Here is a 15,233-nt window from a genome sequence, read left to right as displayed (position 1 = left end):
GGCTACTCCAGCCGGTCCGCCGCGAACCGCGCGTACCAGCGCAGCGCGTCGGGGTCGTCGACGGAAGCGATGTTCGCGGCCTTCTCCAGTGGCCTGCCGGTCAGCAGCTTCTTGATCGGGACCTCGAGCCGCTTGCCGCTCAGGGTGTGCGGCACGGCGGGCGCCTCGACGATCTCGTCCGGGACATGACGGGGCGTCAGACGGGTTCGCAACGTGGTGACGATCCGCTGCTTCAGGTTCTCGTCGAGCGCGTGCCCGGGGGCCGGGACGACGAACAGGCCCAACCAGTAGCCGTCGTCGGGCTGGTCGACCCCGACCACCAGGGCCTCGCTGATCTCCGGCATGGTCTCGAGCACGTCGTAGAAGTCGCTGCTGCCCAGCCGCACGCCCTGCCGGTTGAGCGTCGAGTCCGAACGGCCGTGGATGGCGAGGCTGCCGTCGGAGTACAGCGTCACCCAGTCCCCGTGCCGCCAGACGCCGGGCCAGGTCTCGAAGTACGACTCCGCGTACCGCTGCGCGTCCGGGTCGTTCCACAGGTGCACCGGCATCGACGGCATCGGCTGGGTGACGACGAGGTCGCCCACCGAGTCGACGACCGGATGGCCGTTCTCGTCCCAGGCCGCGCAGTCGACACCGGCGAGCCGGCCGCCGATGCGACCCACCCGGACCGGGGCGTACTCGTTGGCGCCGACGAACGAGCCGGAGATGTCGGTGCCGCCGCTGGTCGAGTCGATCCGCAGGTCCGGGCTGACGTGCTCCATCACCCAGTGGTATCCGGCCGAGGGCAGCGCCGAGCCACTGACCATCACGTGGCGCAGCCGGCTCAGGTCGTGCTCCTGCCGGGGCGACACCCCGGTATTCGCCGTAGCGGTGACCACGGCGGCGCCCAGCAGCATGACGTCCGCCCGGGTACGTGCCGCGACCTCCCAGACCGCGCCCGCCGGGTGGCCGGGGCTGCCCTCGTACAGCACGATGCTCGCGCCCTGGGTGAGCGCGCCCAGCTGCATGTTCCACAGCGCCCAGCCGGTCGAGGTGTAGGTGAACATCCGCTCGGCGGGGCCCAACTCTCGCGAAGCGGGGCGCAGCCCGCAGTACAGCCCGGACCACTTCAGGCCCTCCAGCGTGATTCCGCCGTGGCCATGTACCAGGCCCTTGGGCAGCCCGGTGGTGCCGGAGGTGAACAGCACCCACAGCGGGTGGGAGAACTCGACCTGTTCGAACACCAGCGGCTCGTCCTGGGTCAGCAGCTCGTCCCACGGTGTCGAGCCGTCGGGGTGCGGCCGGTCGAACACGTACGGGACGTGGACGAAGTGACGCAGCGTCGGAAGCTTTTCGCGCAGCTGCGCGACGACGTCGCTGCGGTCGATCTCCTTGCCGTTCCAGTGGTAGCCGTCCGTCGCGATGAGCACACGGGGCTCGAGCTGCGCGAGGCGACCGATGGTGCCCTCGGCGCCGAAGTCCGGGGAGCAGCACGACCACACCGCGCCGACCGCGGCGGCGGCGAGGACGCCGATCACCGCGTGCTCGGTGTTCGGCAGGTAGGCGCAGACCCGGTCGCCGGGACGCACGCCTACCCGACGCAGCCAGCCGGCCGCCGCCGCCACCGATCGGCGCAGGGCACCGAAGGTGATCTCGCGCGCGGGCAGGCCACCCTCCTGGATGCACAGCAGCGCGGTGGCGTGGTCGGCCCCGCGGCGCAGCGCATGCTGCGCCCAGTTCAGCCGCGCCCCGGTGAACCAGCGGGTGTGCGGCATCGGGTCGGCGGTGCGCACCTGCGTCCATGGCGCGGAGAAGTCGACCTCGTAGTAGTCGACCAGTGAGAGCCAGAACCGGTCCAGATCCTCGACCGACCACGCCCAGAACGCGTCGTGGTCTCCGAAAGGCCGCCCCTCGCGCCTCTCCAACCAGTTCAGGAACTCGCGCAGCGCGGACCCCTCGATGCGGGCCGCCGTCGGGCTCCAGAGCGTGTCGGCCATCTGCACCGCCTCCCTGTCGACGTCACACCAGCGACGCGGTCAGCCCGCCGTCCAGGACATAGTGGCTGCCGGTGACCCACGACGCCCGGTCGGACGCGAGGAAGGCCGCCACCTCGGCGATGTCCTCCGGGGTGCCGAGCCTGCCCTGCTTCATGGCGACGAGGTCGCCGAAGGGGACCTGGGTCGCCGCCTCGAAGTCCGGGACGAGCCGGTCGACCATGGCGGTGTCGGCGAAGCCCGGGCAGACCGCATTGACCCGCACGCCCGTCGGGCGCATCTCCACCGCGGCGACCCGGGTCATCTGGATCAGCGCTGCCTTGGTCGCGCAGTAGGAGCCGAGCAGCGGGCTGCCACCGATGCCGGCGATCGAGGAGATGTTGACGACGTTGCCCTTCGACTCGATCAAGTGCCCGATCGCCGCCTTCATGGCGACGAACGGACCGCGCACGTTGACCGCGTAGATCTTGTCGAAGCTCTCCGTGGACTGCTGCAGCAGCGGCGAGGAGACCTCGATCCCGGCGTTGTTGACCAGCACGTCGAGGCCGCCGAGGAGATCGACCGCCTGCTGCACCGCGGCCTGTACCTGGGCCTCGTCCGTGACGTCGCAGTTGGCGACGCCCGCGGCGCCGATCTCGTCGGCCGTCTGCTTGGCCGCATCGGCGTTGATGTCGCTGACCACGACCCGGGCGCCTCGTTGCGTGAACAGCGTCGCGATCGCCTTGCCGATCCCGGCACCGGACCCGGTGACGAAGACCCGCTTACCCTCGAGCTCGGACATCTCTTCCTCTCATACTTCTCATACTTCGTTGCAGGGGGTGCCGGCGGAGATCCGTCGGGAGCCGGTCAGGAGGCCTCGACCTTCGGCATGATGTCGTTCTTGAGCCGCTTGAGGTCGTCGAGCGTCTTGGCCACGGGGACGTCGGCGAACGGCGGCCAGATGAGCGGCATGGTCATCCCGGCCTCCTTGTACGCCTTCAGCCGGTCGGTGATCTGCCGCTCGGAGCCCACCATGAGGTTGGTGGCCTTGCCTGCCGGGGTCTGGTCGACGTCCTCGTCCAGGATCACCGTCCAGAGCATGCTGCTGATCTCGAGGTCGTCGACCTTGCGGGGGCTGTCGAGCTTCTCGAGCTCGCGCTGGATCCCGCCGCGCCACGTCGCGATGTCCTCCGGGGAGTCCTGGATGCCGATCCAGCCTGCGAGGTCGTACTTGCTGACGCGCTTCGCGGCGCGCTCCGGGTCCTTGAGCCCGCTGAAGAAGATCGGCGGGCCCGGCTTCTGCAGCGGCTTCACCCCGAACCCGCACCTCTCGAAGTCCGCGAACTCGCCGTGGTACTCGAAGAGGTCGTTGCTCCAGATGCCCTGCATGATCTCGATCGTCTCGCGCACGTGCTTGTGCCGCTTCGGGAAGATGTGCGAGGCGCTCGAGGCGGCGAACTCCTCGGGCATCCACCCGGACCCGACGCCGACGTTGAGCCGACCGTTCGAGAGATGGTCGATGGTGGCCATCTCGGCGGCCAGGACGCCGGGGGCGCGGTAGGGCGTGTCGATGATGCTCATCCCGATCCGGACCTTCGACGTCTTCGCCGCGAGCCACGGAATCAGCGGCATGCCCTGGAACCACTCGCCGCGCGAGGACACCGGCAGGGCCTTGGGCAGGTCGTCCATCATGCCGAACGAGTACTGCATCTCCTGCCGGTCCGACGCCTCCGGGACGACGATCCGGTCGAGCGTCCACACCGAGTCGAAGTCGAGCTCCTCGGCGAGCGCGGTGAGGTCCTCCAGTTCCTTGACGGTCACCTTGTCGCGGAAGTTCGGCAGGTAGAGAGCGAGTTTCATGATGCGGCCTCCTTACGGCCTTCGTCGGTTACGTCAGTGACCCGTGAGCGTGCCGCGGATCTCCGTCTTGAGGACCTTGCCGATGGTGGAGCGGGGAAGGTCGGGCCAGATCTCGATCTGCTTGGGCGCCTTGACGCTGCCGATGCGCTGCTTGACGAACGCGATCAGGTCGTCGACATCGACCTCGGCGTCGGGCTGGAGCTGGATCACGGCGGTGACCCGTTCACCCCACTTCTCGTCGGGCAGGCCGATCACCGCGCAGTCGCGGACGGCGTCGTGGGCCATCAGCGCCTGCTCGACCTCGGCGGAGTAGACGTTGAACCCGCCGGTGATCACCATGTCCTTGGCGCGGTCGACGATGTACAGGTAGCCGTCCTCGTCGAGGAAACCGATGTCGCCGGTGTGGTGCCAGCCGTGGGCGGACGCCTCGGCCGTGGCCTCGGGGTTGCGGTAGTAGCCGGCCATCACCAGGGAGCCCCGGACGCAGATCTCCCCCCGCTCCCCGCGCGGTACGGGCCGGCCCTGCTGGTCGAGGATCGCCACGGTGACCAGCGGCGAGGGCCGGCCTGCCGACGACAGCCGTGCGGTGTTGATCGTCCCGTCGGGCAGGCGGTGCTCGGCCGGTGACATCGTCGAGATCATCATCGGGGCCTCGGACTGCCCGAAGAGCTGCGCCATCGGCCCGATGCGGTCGAGTGCCTCGGCCAGCCTGGCCGCCGACATCGGCGCCGCGCCGTACCAGAAGCACTGCAGCGACGACAGGTCCGTGCTGTCGAGTGCCGCGTGGCCGAGGACCATGTAGATCAGCGTCGGCGGCAGGAAGGTGTGGGTGACCCGGTGCCGCTCGATCAGCTCCAGGAACCGGCCGACGTCGGGCTTCGCCATGATCACGACCTCCCCGCCGCGGGCGAGGATCGGGAAGCACAGCACGCCGGCCGCGTGGGTCAGTGGAGCCTGGGCCAGGTACACCGGCCGCCCTTCGAAGGGATAGCTCATCAGCGTGATCGCCGACATCGCCTCGAGGTTGCGGTCGGTGAGCATGACCCCCTTGGGGCGCCCCGTGGTGCCGCCGGTGCCGACCAGTGCCACCACGTCCTCGGGCTGCCCGGCCTCGGCGGAGGGATCGGCCCGGGCGGCGTCGAGCCAGGGGTGGAAGGCCTGCACCAGGTCCCCGCCGTCATCCCCGCCGTCGCCGAGCCGGACGAGCGTGGTCAGCTTCGGAAGCTTCGGGACGATCTCGGCGACCAGCTCGTCGAAGGCCGGCTGGAAGATCAACGCGGAGCAGTCGAACAGGTCGAGCAGCTCCGCGTTCTCACCTGCCGCGTTGCGCGGGTTGATGGGGCACCACACCGCACCCGCCCGGGCGATGCCGAAGACGCACGAGAACGCGGTCGGGTCGTTGGCCGAGAGGATGCCGACCTTGTCCCCGGGCTCGACGCCCGAGCGCCGCAGCGCCCTGGCGACTGCGTGGGAGAGCTCGACGACCTCGCCGTACGACAGCGACCTCCCGTCGAGGGTCAGGCAGGACGCCTCGGGGTCCAGGGAGGCCCCCTTGTCCAGATAGAAGGTCAGCGACATCGTCGTCTCTCGATCTTCGTCAGCACCAGTGATGGCAGGCACGACCGTGGCCTGATCTTGGACGGATGTCAAGATTTTCTTGGACGACTGGTCAGGAAATCCGCCCGTTGGGTATCGTCAGCCTCATGCCCAGCTCAGCCGCCGTGCGGTTGCGGTCCCGTGCCGACAAGTTCGAGGACCGCCGCCGCGAGCTCGCCGACGCGGCGTTGTTGACGTTGGCAGACCTCGGCTACGCGCGCACCAGCCTGCGCACGATCGCAGACAACACGTCGTTCTCCCACGGGCTTCTGCACTACTACTTCGCCGACAAGATTGACCTGATCACCTACTGCGTGCGGCGCTACAAGGACGCCTGCGTGCAGCGCTACGAGGGCCTCGTGGCCGAGGCGTCCACACCCGACGAGCTCGCCGCAGCCTGCGGGAACGGGCTGGCCACCACGCTCGCCGACGCCCCGCTCATGCACCGGCTCTGGTACGACCTGCGCTCGCAGTCCCTGTTCGAGGAGGCCTTCCGCGACGACGTCGCCGAGATCGACGGCAGGCTGCAGGACATGATCTGGCGCCTCGTCCGCGCCTACGCCGACCTCACCGGCACCCAGCCGACCTGCTCGCCCTCCGCGGCCTACGCGATGTTCGACGGGCTGTTCCAGCAGGCGCTGCAGCGCCACCTCGCCGGCTCGGAGACAGCGCTCGACGACCTCCGTGACGGCAGCCGAGACCTGCTGCCCCGGCTGTTCGTCTGACCTACACACGAGACCCTGGCTCAGTCGCCTGCCTCGAACCTGCGAGCAACGCACCCGCCGTGGCATGACTTCGCCATGCCACAACACTTCCGCACAGGATCGTTCACCGAAGCGGGCTGACCAGCACGGTTCCAGGCGCCCTGACATCTGAAACGCTGTTGCACGAATGCCTGGCAGTGGCGCACTCACATCACACAGCGCACAGCTGCACGCCTCTGACCTGCAGAAATGGAGCCGCCTTGGGGAGTCGAACCCCAGACCTACGCATTGCGCGAATTCTCGTCCACGCGTTCGCGACAGGCACTAGTGGCATCGGCGCAGGTCAGCGGCGCACGAGGAGGCACCAGCTGGTATCGCAGGAACCAGTTGGAGGCCACGAAGGAGGCCACGCCACCAAGCGCGCCATCGTCGCAGCGTCGACGGCGGCCACCTCGAAGCCCTCGTTCTCCGGATCCAGCACGGTCGCGTGCAGGGACTCGAAAGCACCCGGTGTCAACGCCCGCTTGCCGATCTTGTGCGACGAGTACCAGAGATCACCCAGCGTCGCGGCCGAGACGACGAGCCCGTCGCTGTTCTCGGCGTTACCCAGAGCGTCGAACGCCGGCTCCGAGAGCCGGTCCGGCGTGAACAGGTAGTAGTGCAGCGAATGTGAGTCCGCGACGACTCTCACCCGGCGACAGGCCCGAGCGCGGAACGACGCTCGGGCCGGTCGTCATCGAGCGCCTGTGACCACGCCTCGATCACCTCGTCCGGCACCAGACCAGCGAGCTTGCCCGCCGACCGACCACCTCGACGACTGGCTACCTCGGGCTTCACCAGCCGCAGGTGGGTTCCGGGACGCACGCCGTGGCGCGCCAGCTCGGCGGCCGGAACCGTCAGGCTCCCGTCGCTGCTGACGACGACCTCGAACGAGTCCGCGGTCTCAGGCGTGGTGCTCATGGTGCCTGCATACTACCGGTGGACCGTCGCGATCGAGGCGGCTCGACGGCTGCATGGCAGAACGCCGACCAGGATGCGGCGCTCGCCCCACAACGTCACCAGCCCCGCGCGGCGAGCAGGGCCATGAGGTTGCGTTTGGCCCGGTGCGTGTGACGCAGCTCGGCGAGGTGGTCGGCGAACCCGTCCGCCTCGAACAGGGGCTCCACCTCGATGAGCAACTCGACGGCCTCGGCATAGGCGGAGTTGTTCTTGCGTCCGATCGCGGCCTCGATCTCACGCTCGTACAGCGGGATCACCTCCTGCGGCCGCAGCTCCCGGCAGGCCCGGGCCAGCCGCATGACCGTCGGGCCCGAGCAGCCACCCTGCTGCGCCTCCGCCCATGCGGCGTCGGGATCGCCCTCCCAGAGCAGCACCTCGACGAGCAGCGAGGCGTCGGCCGCCGGCTGCCACCGGTACCGCGGAGGTTCGCGACGATCGACCTCGGCGCGCAGGCGCGCGAGAGCCCCGTCACGCTCGTCGGCCCACATCCCGGCCCGTCGGGCGTGCTCCGCAAGCCGCTGGTAGTTCCCCAGGGTCGGCGCGCGGTCGAGCACCCTCCGGAGCAGGTCGACCGCCGCCGCCCCGCGTCCTACTCGGTGGTACTCCGCAGCCGCGAGCTCGACCAACCGCGCGTCGGCGAGGCCGTGACTCTCCAGGCCGCGTTCCGCCCACTGCAGCGCGTCGCCGTGGCGGTCCTCGCGCAGGAGGCGCTCCGCGATCCGGAGGAACTGGTGGGCCGACGACAGGTCGCGGGCCATCGCCTCGACCTCGGCGTCGACGTCGCCGGTGAGGGCGGCGAGCGCCTCCAGCGTGCTCCGGACCCGCAGGCGTGCCGGGTCATGGGCGGCGGTTCGCTCGGGGAGCGCGGCCCAGTCCCGTTCGGCCAGGTCGCGGTAGAGGGCGAGCCCGGGCTCGCCGAGGAGGTCGGCATAGCGGGACACCGCGTCGTCGAACATGCCGAGGTCACCGCCGGCCGACTCGCGGGCGTGGAGCCGCCGGGCGAGCTCGCGAGGATCGGGACGGATCGTCTCGCAGGCCGCCAGATGGAGATCGGCGAGACGGTCGGTGATCCCGCCGAGCAGGCCGTCCGAGTCGTCGACGTACTCGACGGCCCGCTCGGCACAGTCCCCCGCGTACTCGGTGAGCTCGAGGACCAGGTCGGCACGGCCCGCGTCCAGCAACGCCTCCACCCGGTCGACGACGGCGTCGACGGTCTGCAGGTAGCCGTACGCCTCGTCGTAGCGCACGTATCCGCGCGGGACGATCGCGTCGAACAGGATGCGCCGCAGGGATCCCGGTGCGTCGGGGTCCGCCGCGGCCGCGGCGAGCCGAGTGTGGAGCACCTCGTCGCGGCCCGCGGCATCCAGAATCATGTCGATCAGCTCGTCGTGGCTCAGGGTCTCCAGGTAGGCCCGCGGATCAGGAGCGGTGTCCGGCGATCCCGCCGCCACGAGCGCGAGCGCCACGCAGTGCTTGCAGAAGGCCCCGGACAGGCCGACGGGGCAGGAACAGTGGAACCCGAAGCCGTCCGGCCCGGAGTCCAGCTCGACGGCGTAGGGCTCCGAGCCGGTCACGGTGGCCCGCACCCCGCCGGCGACATGCCTGACCCGCCCGACCGCACCTCCCTCCGCGTACTCCCGGCCGCGCCCGAACGTGACCGGATCGGTCAGCCGCTCGACGTCGGTGATGTCGAGGTTCATCAGCGGCTCGCCACCCGGCACCCGACGTCGACGAGCCAGGCCCGGGCCCGGCCGCGCTTGCGTTCGTTGCTCCACTCGAACCAGCGGCCCAGCTCGACCTCGGAGCTCCGACGGAGGATGTCGGCGAACCGACGGAAGGCGCCGCGACCATGGATGGCGTCGTGAAGGCGCTCGCCGAGCCGCGCGTCGGCGACGGTGTCGATGAAGCCGACCATGTCGCGGTAGCCGTCGCGGGAGTCGCCGTCCGCCCAGCGGAAGCGGTCCGTGTCCTCGAAGTCCGGCGCCTCCACATCCGAGCCGTCCTCCTCGGCGTACTCGATCGCCGACCGAGGCCACACCTCACCGGTCCGCAGGTCCAGCGCGCCCCCGGTCGTCAGCGGATCGCCCTCGAGGATCTCGGTCAGGACATCCAGGTCCACGGCGAGTGGCCGGAGCAGCTGCATCGGACCGGTGCCCGCGAGCCCGTCCAACTGCTCGGCAAGCTCGACGTCGCCGACCCAGCCCCGCCCGCGCAGAGCGGCGGCACAGTCGGCGGCGAGCCCGGCCGCTCCCTCGACGCGGTGGGCAAGGGCCGACGCCACCCCGTCCCCGATGAGCTGCCAGACCGGGAGCGGTTCGCCCGCGGCGAGGAGGCCGACGACCGCGGCCCCGTCCCCGCGGTACACGGCGCCGCGCAGCCGCTGCAGCCAGTCCCGACGGGCCTCCCAGGTCACCATGGCTTCTCGTCGGCGGACAGCGCGGCCAGCGCCGTCGCGCGCGGCAGCAACGTGCGCGCCGAGGGCCCCGCCTCCCACGTGCGCCAGTCCCCGCTGAGGAGGTCGAGCGCGCGAAGCTCTGCGGACATCCAGCCCAACGACGACTCGTGATCGTCGGCCGTAGCGGCCCGCCCGCCGACACCCCACCCGACGCCCATCAGCGGCACGACCCGACGGACCAGATCCTCACGTGCGAGCGGGCCGGATGCGGCGAGGACCGCCACCGCCGTCGTCGCCAGCATCTCCTCGTACCCGCCCGGCTCGAACCAGCGGCGCAACCGCCGGACGACCTGGAGGTCGTCGCCCGCCGCCCGGGTGGGGCTCAGCACCCCGCGGGCGAGCCGGGCCAGCCCGACCTTGCGAAGAATGTCGTGCAGCACCGCCAGTGGAGGCAGGTCCTCCTCGATCGACGCCGGCCGGTCCAGCGGGTACCAGCCCGGCCGCTGCTCTTGCACCGCCCGCACCACCGCACGCGGCAGCCGCCCACCCTGCGTCAGGTTCACCCCGCCCGCGAGCAGATCGAGGACGATCCGCACGCTCTCCGGCACCTCACCCACCGTCTGCCGGATCAGCAGGCTCGTCGCCTCCCGGTCGAAGACCGGAAGCTCACCTGCCCACTCCCGCAGGTGCTCATACTCCTCGTGACTCGGGTCGGCGAGCACCTCGAGCAGGTGCTCGTACCCCGGCACGCCGCCGCAGTCCTCCGGCGGGCAGGCACCCTCGCCCTCCACACAGCCCGGATCCTCGCCGCCCGCGCCGACAACCTCGACCACATGCTCCCAGCTGTCGCCGAAGTCGTAGAGGTACGCGAACCGCCCCGGCATCTCCCGGAGCAGGGCCATCGCCTCGTCACGAGGTCGGAGCTCATCGTCCCAGTCCGGATCCGGCACGCCATACCGGATCCCGTCGGCCTCGAACATGTGCAGGTGGCTATCGGTCCAGCCGAGCGCCACCTGCAGCAGATCGTGCAACTCCGCCAACGTGACAGCGGCGGGCACGTCGATCACCCGGACGACCTCTGGTTCGACGCCTCGCATGGTGATCCGCAGCCGGGTCGTCTGCATGGCTAGCACGGTACCGACGCTCCGCGGCACCCGAACCCCGCTGGCCGGCCGTGACGTGGCCGGGTGCTCACCTGCGACATCGGCATCACCGGCACAAGCGCAGATCACTGGTTCGCTACGACCCATCCCCGCCATCCATGCCCGCTCCTGCCTCTGATGCGCACGATGACGAACGCACACCGAGGGAGGCCACGCCATGACGCCCTGACCAGCGACGATGCAGACGAAGGAGGCCACGCCGATCACGCCACAAAGGAATGAATCCTCATGTAAGCGTCTGACCTGCGAAAATGGAGCCGCCTTGGGGAGTCGAACCCCAGACCTACGCATTACGAGTGCGTCGCTCTAACCGACTGAGCTAAGGCGGCGGGTGGTGCGGGGATCAGTGTAGCGGCCCGCCTCCGCGGCCCTCCGGGCCCCCGCGCCGTGATCCCCGGCGCCACATCGAGGCCACGCACATCGTGCAGCCGGCCGCGATCCCGCGTGTCCGGGTCAGTGGGCGACGACCGGCATCTTCACGAACACGGCCGTGTCGTAATAGGAGCGCAGGCCGGTGATGAGGTCGCCGTCGAGCGCGAGGAACGTGGAGCCGTAGTAGTCCAGCGGGCGGCCGTCGGCCAGCCTCCCCTCGCTGTGCCACTCCAGGCCGGCCTCCTCGTACCCCTCGACGGTGTCCGCCCCCTCGACGGCGTTGAGGAACCGGGTCCGCACCTCCGCGAACTGCGCCCGGTACTCCTGCCAGAACCGCCGGACGTCGCCACGCCGTTCACCTCGGCCATCCAGTCGGAAGAGCACGGCATCCTCGGTGAACAGGGCGACCAGCGGCCCGATGTCGCCCTGCTGCTCGAAGTGCCGCAGCGCCCCGACGAACCGTCGGGTCGTGGAGTTGCGGATGTGGTTGTCCTCGAACATGCCTCTCGGCTACCCGCGGCCGGCGGGTTCAACCCGCGCGCCGGTCAGCCGCGGTGCAGCGCGGCCATCATCGCCTCGACGGCGATCCGCGGTTTCACGTTGAGTTCGAGCGCCTCCCGGCACGCCAGGACCGCCTCGAGCCGGCGCAGCAACGACTCCGCCGACCACTCCGTGGCGACGCGGCGGGCGTCGGCGTCACGATCGGGGTTGGACAACGGCACCCGGGCGCCGCTCTCGGCGATCAGCGCGTCGCGGAAGAACCCGGCGAGGTCGACGAGGGCGAGGTCGAGCGCGTCGCGCTGGGTCCGGGTGGCGCGGGACTTCTGCTTGCGTTCCAGCTCCCGCTCGGCGGCCTTCGCCCCGCGGGCTGCAGTGGCGGCGCCCTTGCCGGTGCCCCCGGCACCCATCGCGACCGCGAGCTCCTCGCGCTCGGCGGCATCGCGGGTGCCACTGACCTCGGCCGCCTCGGCCTCCGCCGAGCGGACCAGGTCGTCGGCGAAGGCGAACGCGTCACCGAGGCCTCGCAGCCGCAGCGGGACGCTCAGGATGCGCTCGCGGCGGCCGCGCGCCTCGGCGTCACGGGCCAGCCGGCGCGCCCGTCCGACGTGCCCGCCCGACACCGATGCCGCCCACTGCGCGGTCTCGGCGTCGATCCCGTCGCGCTCCACCAGCACACCCGCCACCGCCTCGGCCGACGGTGTGCGCAGCGGCACCAGCCGGCAGCGCGACCGGATGGTGATGGGCACGTCCTCGGGATGGTCCGACGGGGCGCACAGCAGGAAGACCGTCTGGCTCGCCGGTTCCTCGACCGCCTTGAGCAGCGCGTTCGCTGCGCCCTCGGTGAGCCGGTCGGCATCGGTGATGATCAGGATCTGCCAGCGTCCGGTGGCGGGGCGGCGGGCGGCCAGCTGCACCAGCGACCGCATCTCGGCCACCGAGATCGACAGGCCCTCCGGGACCACCTCGCGGACGTCGGCGTGCGTTCCTGCCATCGCCGTCCGGCACGCGCTGCACTCCCCGCATCCGTGCTGCGGGCACTGCAGCGCCGCGGCGAACGCCCGCGCCGCGACCGAGCGGCCCGACCCGGGCGGGCCGGTGAACAGCCACGCGTGCGTCATCGCGGTCGGGTCCTGTGCGGCCGTGCTCAGCTCGGCGACCGCGGCAGGTTGCCCGACGACCTCGGTCCAGACACTCATGGCGACGCCCGGTCCGGTTCAACGGCCGACCCGACGGGCTGTTCGTCCCCGCCGGCCGGCTGCGTGATCTGCTCGGGCTCGACGGGGGTGCGCAACACCGGTGCCAGCCCGGCGGCGACGCGGGCGGCCACCTCCTCGGCCGTCCCGTCGGCGTCGACGACGACGTAGCGGTGTGGCTCGGCGGCCGCCATCCGGGTCAGCAGCCGTTGCACGCGGACGTGCTCCTCACCGGCCAGCTCACGCGGCGCCTCGGCCGACGGCAGCGGCTCGGCCGACGGCGGGGCCGGGGTGGGCGCCCGGTCCAGGAGCACCGAGATGTCCGGGCGCAGCCGGCCGGTCGCCCAGCCGGCGAGGTTCTCCAGCTCTCCAGGGTCGAGCTCGGCGTCCATCCGGTGTGCGGCCACCCCGAACTGGGCGAGCGGGCTGGCCAGGAATCGGTCCACGACGACGACCGCACCCTGGTTCAGGGCCGGACGGATCACCCGCTCGACGAGATCGGCACGCACGGCCGCGGCCGCCAGCGCCTTGGCCCGCGCACTCGACAGGTGCGCCTCCCGGGTGGCCGCAGCCCAGCGGGCCTGATCCCGCTCACCGTCCTCGGGTTCGACGACGGTGTGTCCCTGGGCGCGCAGCGTCGCGGCCAGCCGCCCAGCCTGCTCGGCGGTCTCCTCGGGCGTCGCACCCTCGACCGCGATCAGCACCCCGGACCCGCTTCGCCGATCGCCCCGGCGCAGCGCCGCGAGCAGATCGGGCAGCAGCGGCTCGAGCCGGCGGTCGTCCATCTGCCGATACGCCAGCATCCCGACCACCGCGGCCACCAGACCGCCGGCGAACATCACCGTGCGGGTGCCGTCGACGATAAAGGGGTAGCCGAGCACCTCGATCGTGCGCGCGCTGACCAGACCGACGAGCACCGGCACCAGCGACATCGAGCCGAGCAGGACCAGCCGCACCAGCGACTGGACGAACGCGACCGTGCGGCCTCGCACCTCGTCGGCGACCTGCGATCCGATGATGGTCAGCCCGGTGAGGAACGCGATCCCGGCGAACCAGCCGACCAGCCCCACCGCGGCGATGGCCACGAACAGGTGGGGGGCCAGCGACACCAGGGTCAACGCCAACCCGGCCGCGACGATCGCGGCGCCGAAGAGCCGGTTGTGCGGCAGCCGCCGGGCCAGCCGCGGGGCCGCGCCCATACCGAGGGCGAGACCCACGAACACCGCGATGAACAGCACGCTGTAGGCGGCGTCGCCACCGCCCAGACTGGCCGAGTACAGCTTGGCCGACGCGATGACCGCGCCGCCGGCGGCGAACGCGCCGATGATACCGATGGCCAGCCCGCGCACCAGCGGTGTGCTGCCGATGAACGTGAAGCCGTCCCGGAGCAGACCGATCAGTCCCGGCGCCATCTCCCGGCGGCTCTCCGGCCGTCCCGAGATCTCCTTGATGCGAAACCACACGGTCGCCGCGGTCAGCAGGTAGGCCGACCCGTTGATGATCAACGCGATGTAGACCGTCGTGACCGGAGTGGTGCCGCCGAACAGCGAACCGACCGTGGAGACCACCGTGAACAGACCGGACGCGGTGATCACCGCCACGCCGTAGGTCATCACCAGCGCGAGCTGGTTGGCCGTCTCCACCTGGTCCGGGCGGCGCAGCAGGTTCGGGACCGACGCGTCCTTGGCCGGGATCCAGAACAACGAACAGATCTCGATGACGAACGTGGCGAGGAACAGCCACCACAGCGACCCGACCAGCGGGATCGAGATGAACAGCCCGAACCGCAGCAGGTCGCACACGACCATCACGCGCCGGCGGTCGAAGCGATCGGCCAGCGCACCGGCCAACGGCCCGAAGACCAGGGCCGGCAACAGCTTGGTGGCGACGACACCGCCCAGGGCGAAGCTCTGCGCCTGGTAACCGGTCGTCAGCTGGGTGGCCAGCGACGACAGCGCGAGCAGCGACAGCCAGTCGCCCGTCGACGAGACAGCCGTGACCAGCCACAACCGGCGGAACGCCGGGATCGCCAGCACGCTGCGGACACGGTGCGACGTCGGCGGGGAGAGCCCGGGCGCACCGGGCGGAGCGGCCTCGGAACCGATCGCTCCTCACCTCCTCGGCGGGCCCGGCGCTGCGCCGGACCTGGGGGGCAGGCACCTGGAGCGGGTGCCGACCTTCGGCGGTCAGGGTAGTCGGCGCCCCGCCGAAACCGGCGCCACGGGCATCCGACGGGGCTCAGGGGGCTCTCAGGGGTTCAGTAACGCGACGATCAACTGGATCAGGATCAGCGCGAACACGCCGATGAAGAAGAGGTTGAACGCGCGGGCGCCGAACCGGCCCCGGGTGTGCCGCGACAGGCCCAGGATGCTCGGCTCCGCTTCGATGCGCGGGCGGTACTGCACCCCGCCGACGGTGGCCGGCGCAGCCGGGGTACCGGGCGAGTGCTGGCGGTCGGCCGGACGACGGGCAGGGCGGGCGGGAGCCGCTGCCGGCGC

The 15,233-nt window shown here is 71.1% G+C and carries 14 protein-coding genes and 1 tRNA gene; 1 reads left to right on the top strand and 14 read right to left on the bottom strand.

Annotated elements, in window-relative coordinates; translation table 11 throughout:
- Positions 1 to 2 precede the first annotated feature (2 nt).
- From HF526_RS10975 to HF526_RS10960, 4 genes are all read right to left on the bottom strand, one after another.
- Positions 3 to 1,976 (bottom strand): acetoacetate--CoA ligase, encoded by a 1,974-nt coding sequence (locus HF526_RS10975; protein ID WP_169381280.1) that lies wholly within the window; start codon positions 1,974 to 1,976, stop codon positions 3 to 5.
- 22 nt (positions 1,977 to 1,998) lie between these two features.
- Complete coding sequence (locus HF526_RS10970) at positions 1,999 to 2,754, bottom strand: SDR family NAD(P)-dependent oxidoreductase (RefSeq protein ID WP_169381279.1); 756 nt, start codon at positions 2,752 to 2,754, stop codon at positions 1,999 to 2,001.
- A 65-nt stretch (positions 2,755 to 2,819) separates the two neighbouring features.
- Positions 2,820 to 3,812, bottom strand: a complete 993-nt coding sequence (locus tag HF526_RS10965) for an LLM class flavin-dependent oxidoreductase (RefSeq protein ID WP_169381278.1) — start codon at positions 3,810 to 3,812, stop codon at positions 2,820 to 2,822.
- A 33-nt stretch (positions 3,813 to 3,845) separates the two neighbouring features.
- Positions 3,846 to 5,390 (bottom strand): acyl-CoA synthetase, encoded by a 1,545-nt coding sequence (locus HF526_RS10960; RefSeq protein ID WP_169381277.1) that lies wholly within the window; start codon positions 5,388 to 5,390, stop codon positions 3,846 to 3,848.
- Between the two features lie 125 nt (positions 5,391 to 5,515).
- Here HF526_RS10960 and HF526_RS10955 point away from each other — a divergent pair, with 125 nt between their 5' ends.
- The gene (locus tag HF526_RS10955) at positions 5,516 to 6,133 is read left to right on the top strand and encodes a TetR family transcriptional regulator (protein ID WP_169381276.1); all 618 of its coding nucleotides are present in this window, start codon (positions 5,516 to 5,518) and stop codon (positions 6,131 to 6,133) included.
- Positions 6,134 to 6,455: 322 nt separating this feature from the next.
- Here the strand turns inward: HF526_RS10955 and HF526_RS10950 are convergent, their stop codons facing one another.
- The 10 genes from HF526_RS10950 to HF526_RS34555 all read right to left on the bottom strand — a co-directional run.
- Positions 6,456 to 6,803 carry a PIN domain-containing protein gene (locus HF526_RS10950; protein WP_169381275.1) on the bottom strand — a complete coding sequence of 116 codons (348 nt, stop codon included), beginning with the start codon at positions 6,801 to 6,803 and terminating at the stop codon, positions 6,456 to 6,458.
- Positions 6,800 to 7,072 (bottom strand): hypothetical protein, encoded by a 273-nt coding sequence (locus HF526_RS10945; RefSeq protein ID WP_169381274.1) that lies wholly within the window; start codon positions 7,070 to 7,072, stop codon positions 6,800 to 6,802. The genes HF526_RS10950 and HF526_RS10945 overlap by 4 nt, the downstream gene beginning before the upstream one ends.
- 95 nt (positions 7,073 to 7,167) lie before the next feature.
- Complete coding sequence (locus HF526_RS10940) at positions 7,168 to 8,811, bottom strand: SWIM zinc finger family protein (RefSeq protein ID WP_169381273.1); 1,644 nt, start codon at positions 8,809 to 8,811, stop codon at positions 7,168 to 7,170.
- Complete coding sequence (locus tag HF526_RS10935; RefSeq protein ID WP_169381272.1) at positions 8,811 to 9,527, bottom strand: UPF0158 family protein; 717 nt, start codon at positions 9,525 to 9,527, stop codon at positions 8,811 to 8,813. The genes HF526_RS10940 and HF526_RS10935 overlap by 1 nt, the downstream gene beginning before the upstream one ends.
- Positions 9,521 to 10,630 (bottom strand): plasmid pRiA4b ORF-3 family protein, encoded by a 1,110-nt coding sequence (locus HF526_RS10930; RefSeq protein ID WP_169381271.1) that lies wholly within the window; start codon positions 10,628 to 10,630, stop codon positions 9,521 to 9,523. Before HF526_RS10930 ends, HF526_RS10935 begins: the two co-directional genes overlap by 7 nt.
- A gap of 291 nt (positions 10,631 to 10,921) precedes the next feature.
- Positions 10,922 to 10,998: transfer RNA gene (locus HF526_RS10925), tRNA-Thr, on the bottom strand.
- Between the two features lie 124 nt (positions 10,999 to 11,122).
- Positions 11,123 to 11,542: a nuclear transport factor 2 family protein gene (locus HF526_RS10920; protein ID WP_169381270.1), complete on the bottom strand. Its 420-nt coding sequence runs from the start codon at positions 11,540 to 11,542 to the stop codon at positions 11,123 to 11,125.
- A 44-nt stretch (positions 11,543 to 11,586) separates the two neighbouring features.
- A complete protein-coding gene (locus HF526_RS10915; protein ID WP_169381269.1) occupies positions 11,587 to 12,738 on the bottom strand; it encodes a DNA polymerase III subunit delta' in 1,152 nt (383 codons plus the stop codon).
- Positions 12,735 to 14,771, bottom strand: a complete 2,037-nt coding sequence (locus HF526_RS10910; protein WP_169381268.1) for an MFS transporter — start codon at positions 14,769 to 14,771, stop codon at positions 12,735 to 12,737. The genes HF526_RS10915 and HF526_RS10910 overlap by 4 nt, the downstream gene beginning before the upstream one ends.
- Positions 14,772 to 14,984: 213 nt before the next feature.
- Positions 14,985 to 15,233: hypothetical protein (locus HF526_RS34555; protein ID WP_211177050.1), on the bottom strand; the 249-nt coding region annotated here is incomplete at its 5' end.

It is taken from the genome of Pseudonocardia acidicola (assembly GCF_012911935.1).
Lineage (GTDB): Bacteria > Actinomycetota > Actinomycetes > Mycobacteriales > Pseudonocardiaceae > Pseudonocardia > Pseudonocardia acidicola.
Note: the sequence above shows the minus strand (reverse complement) of the source record. Positions and strands in the feature narration are given on the sequence as shown.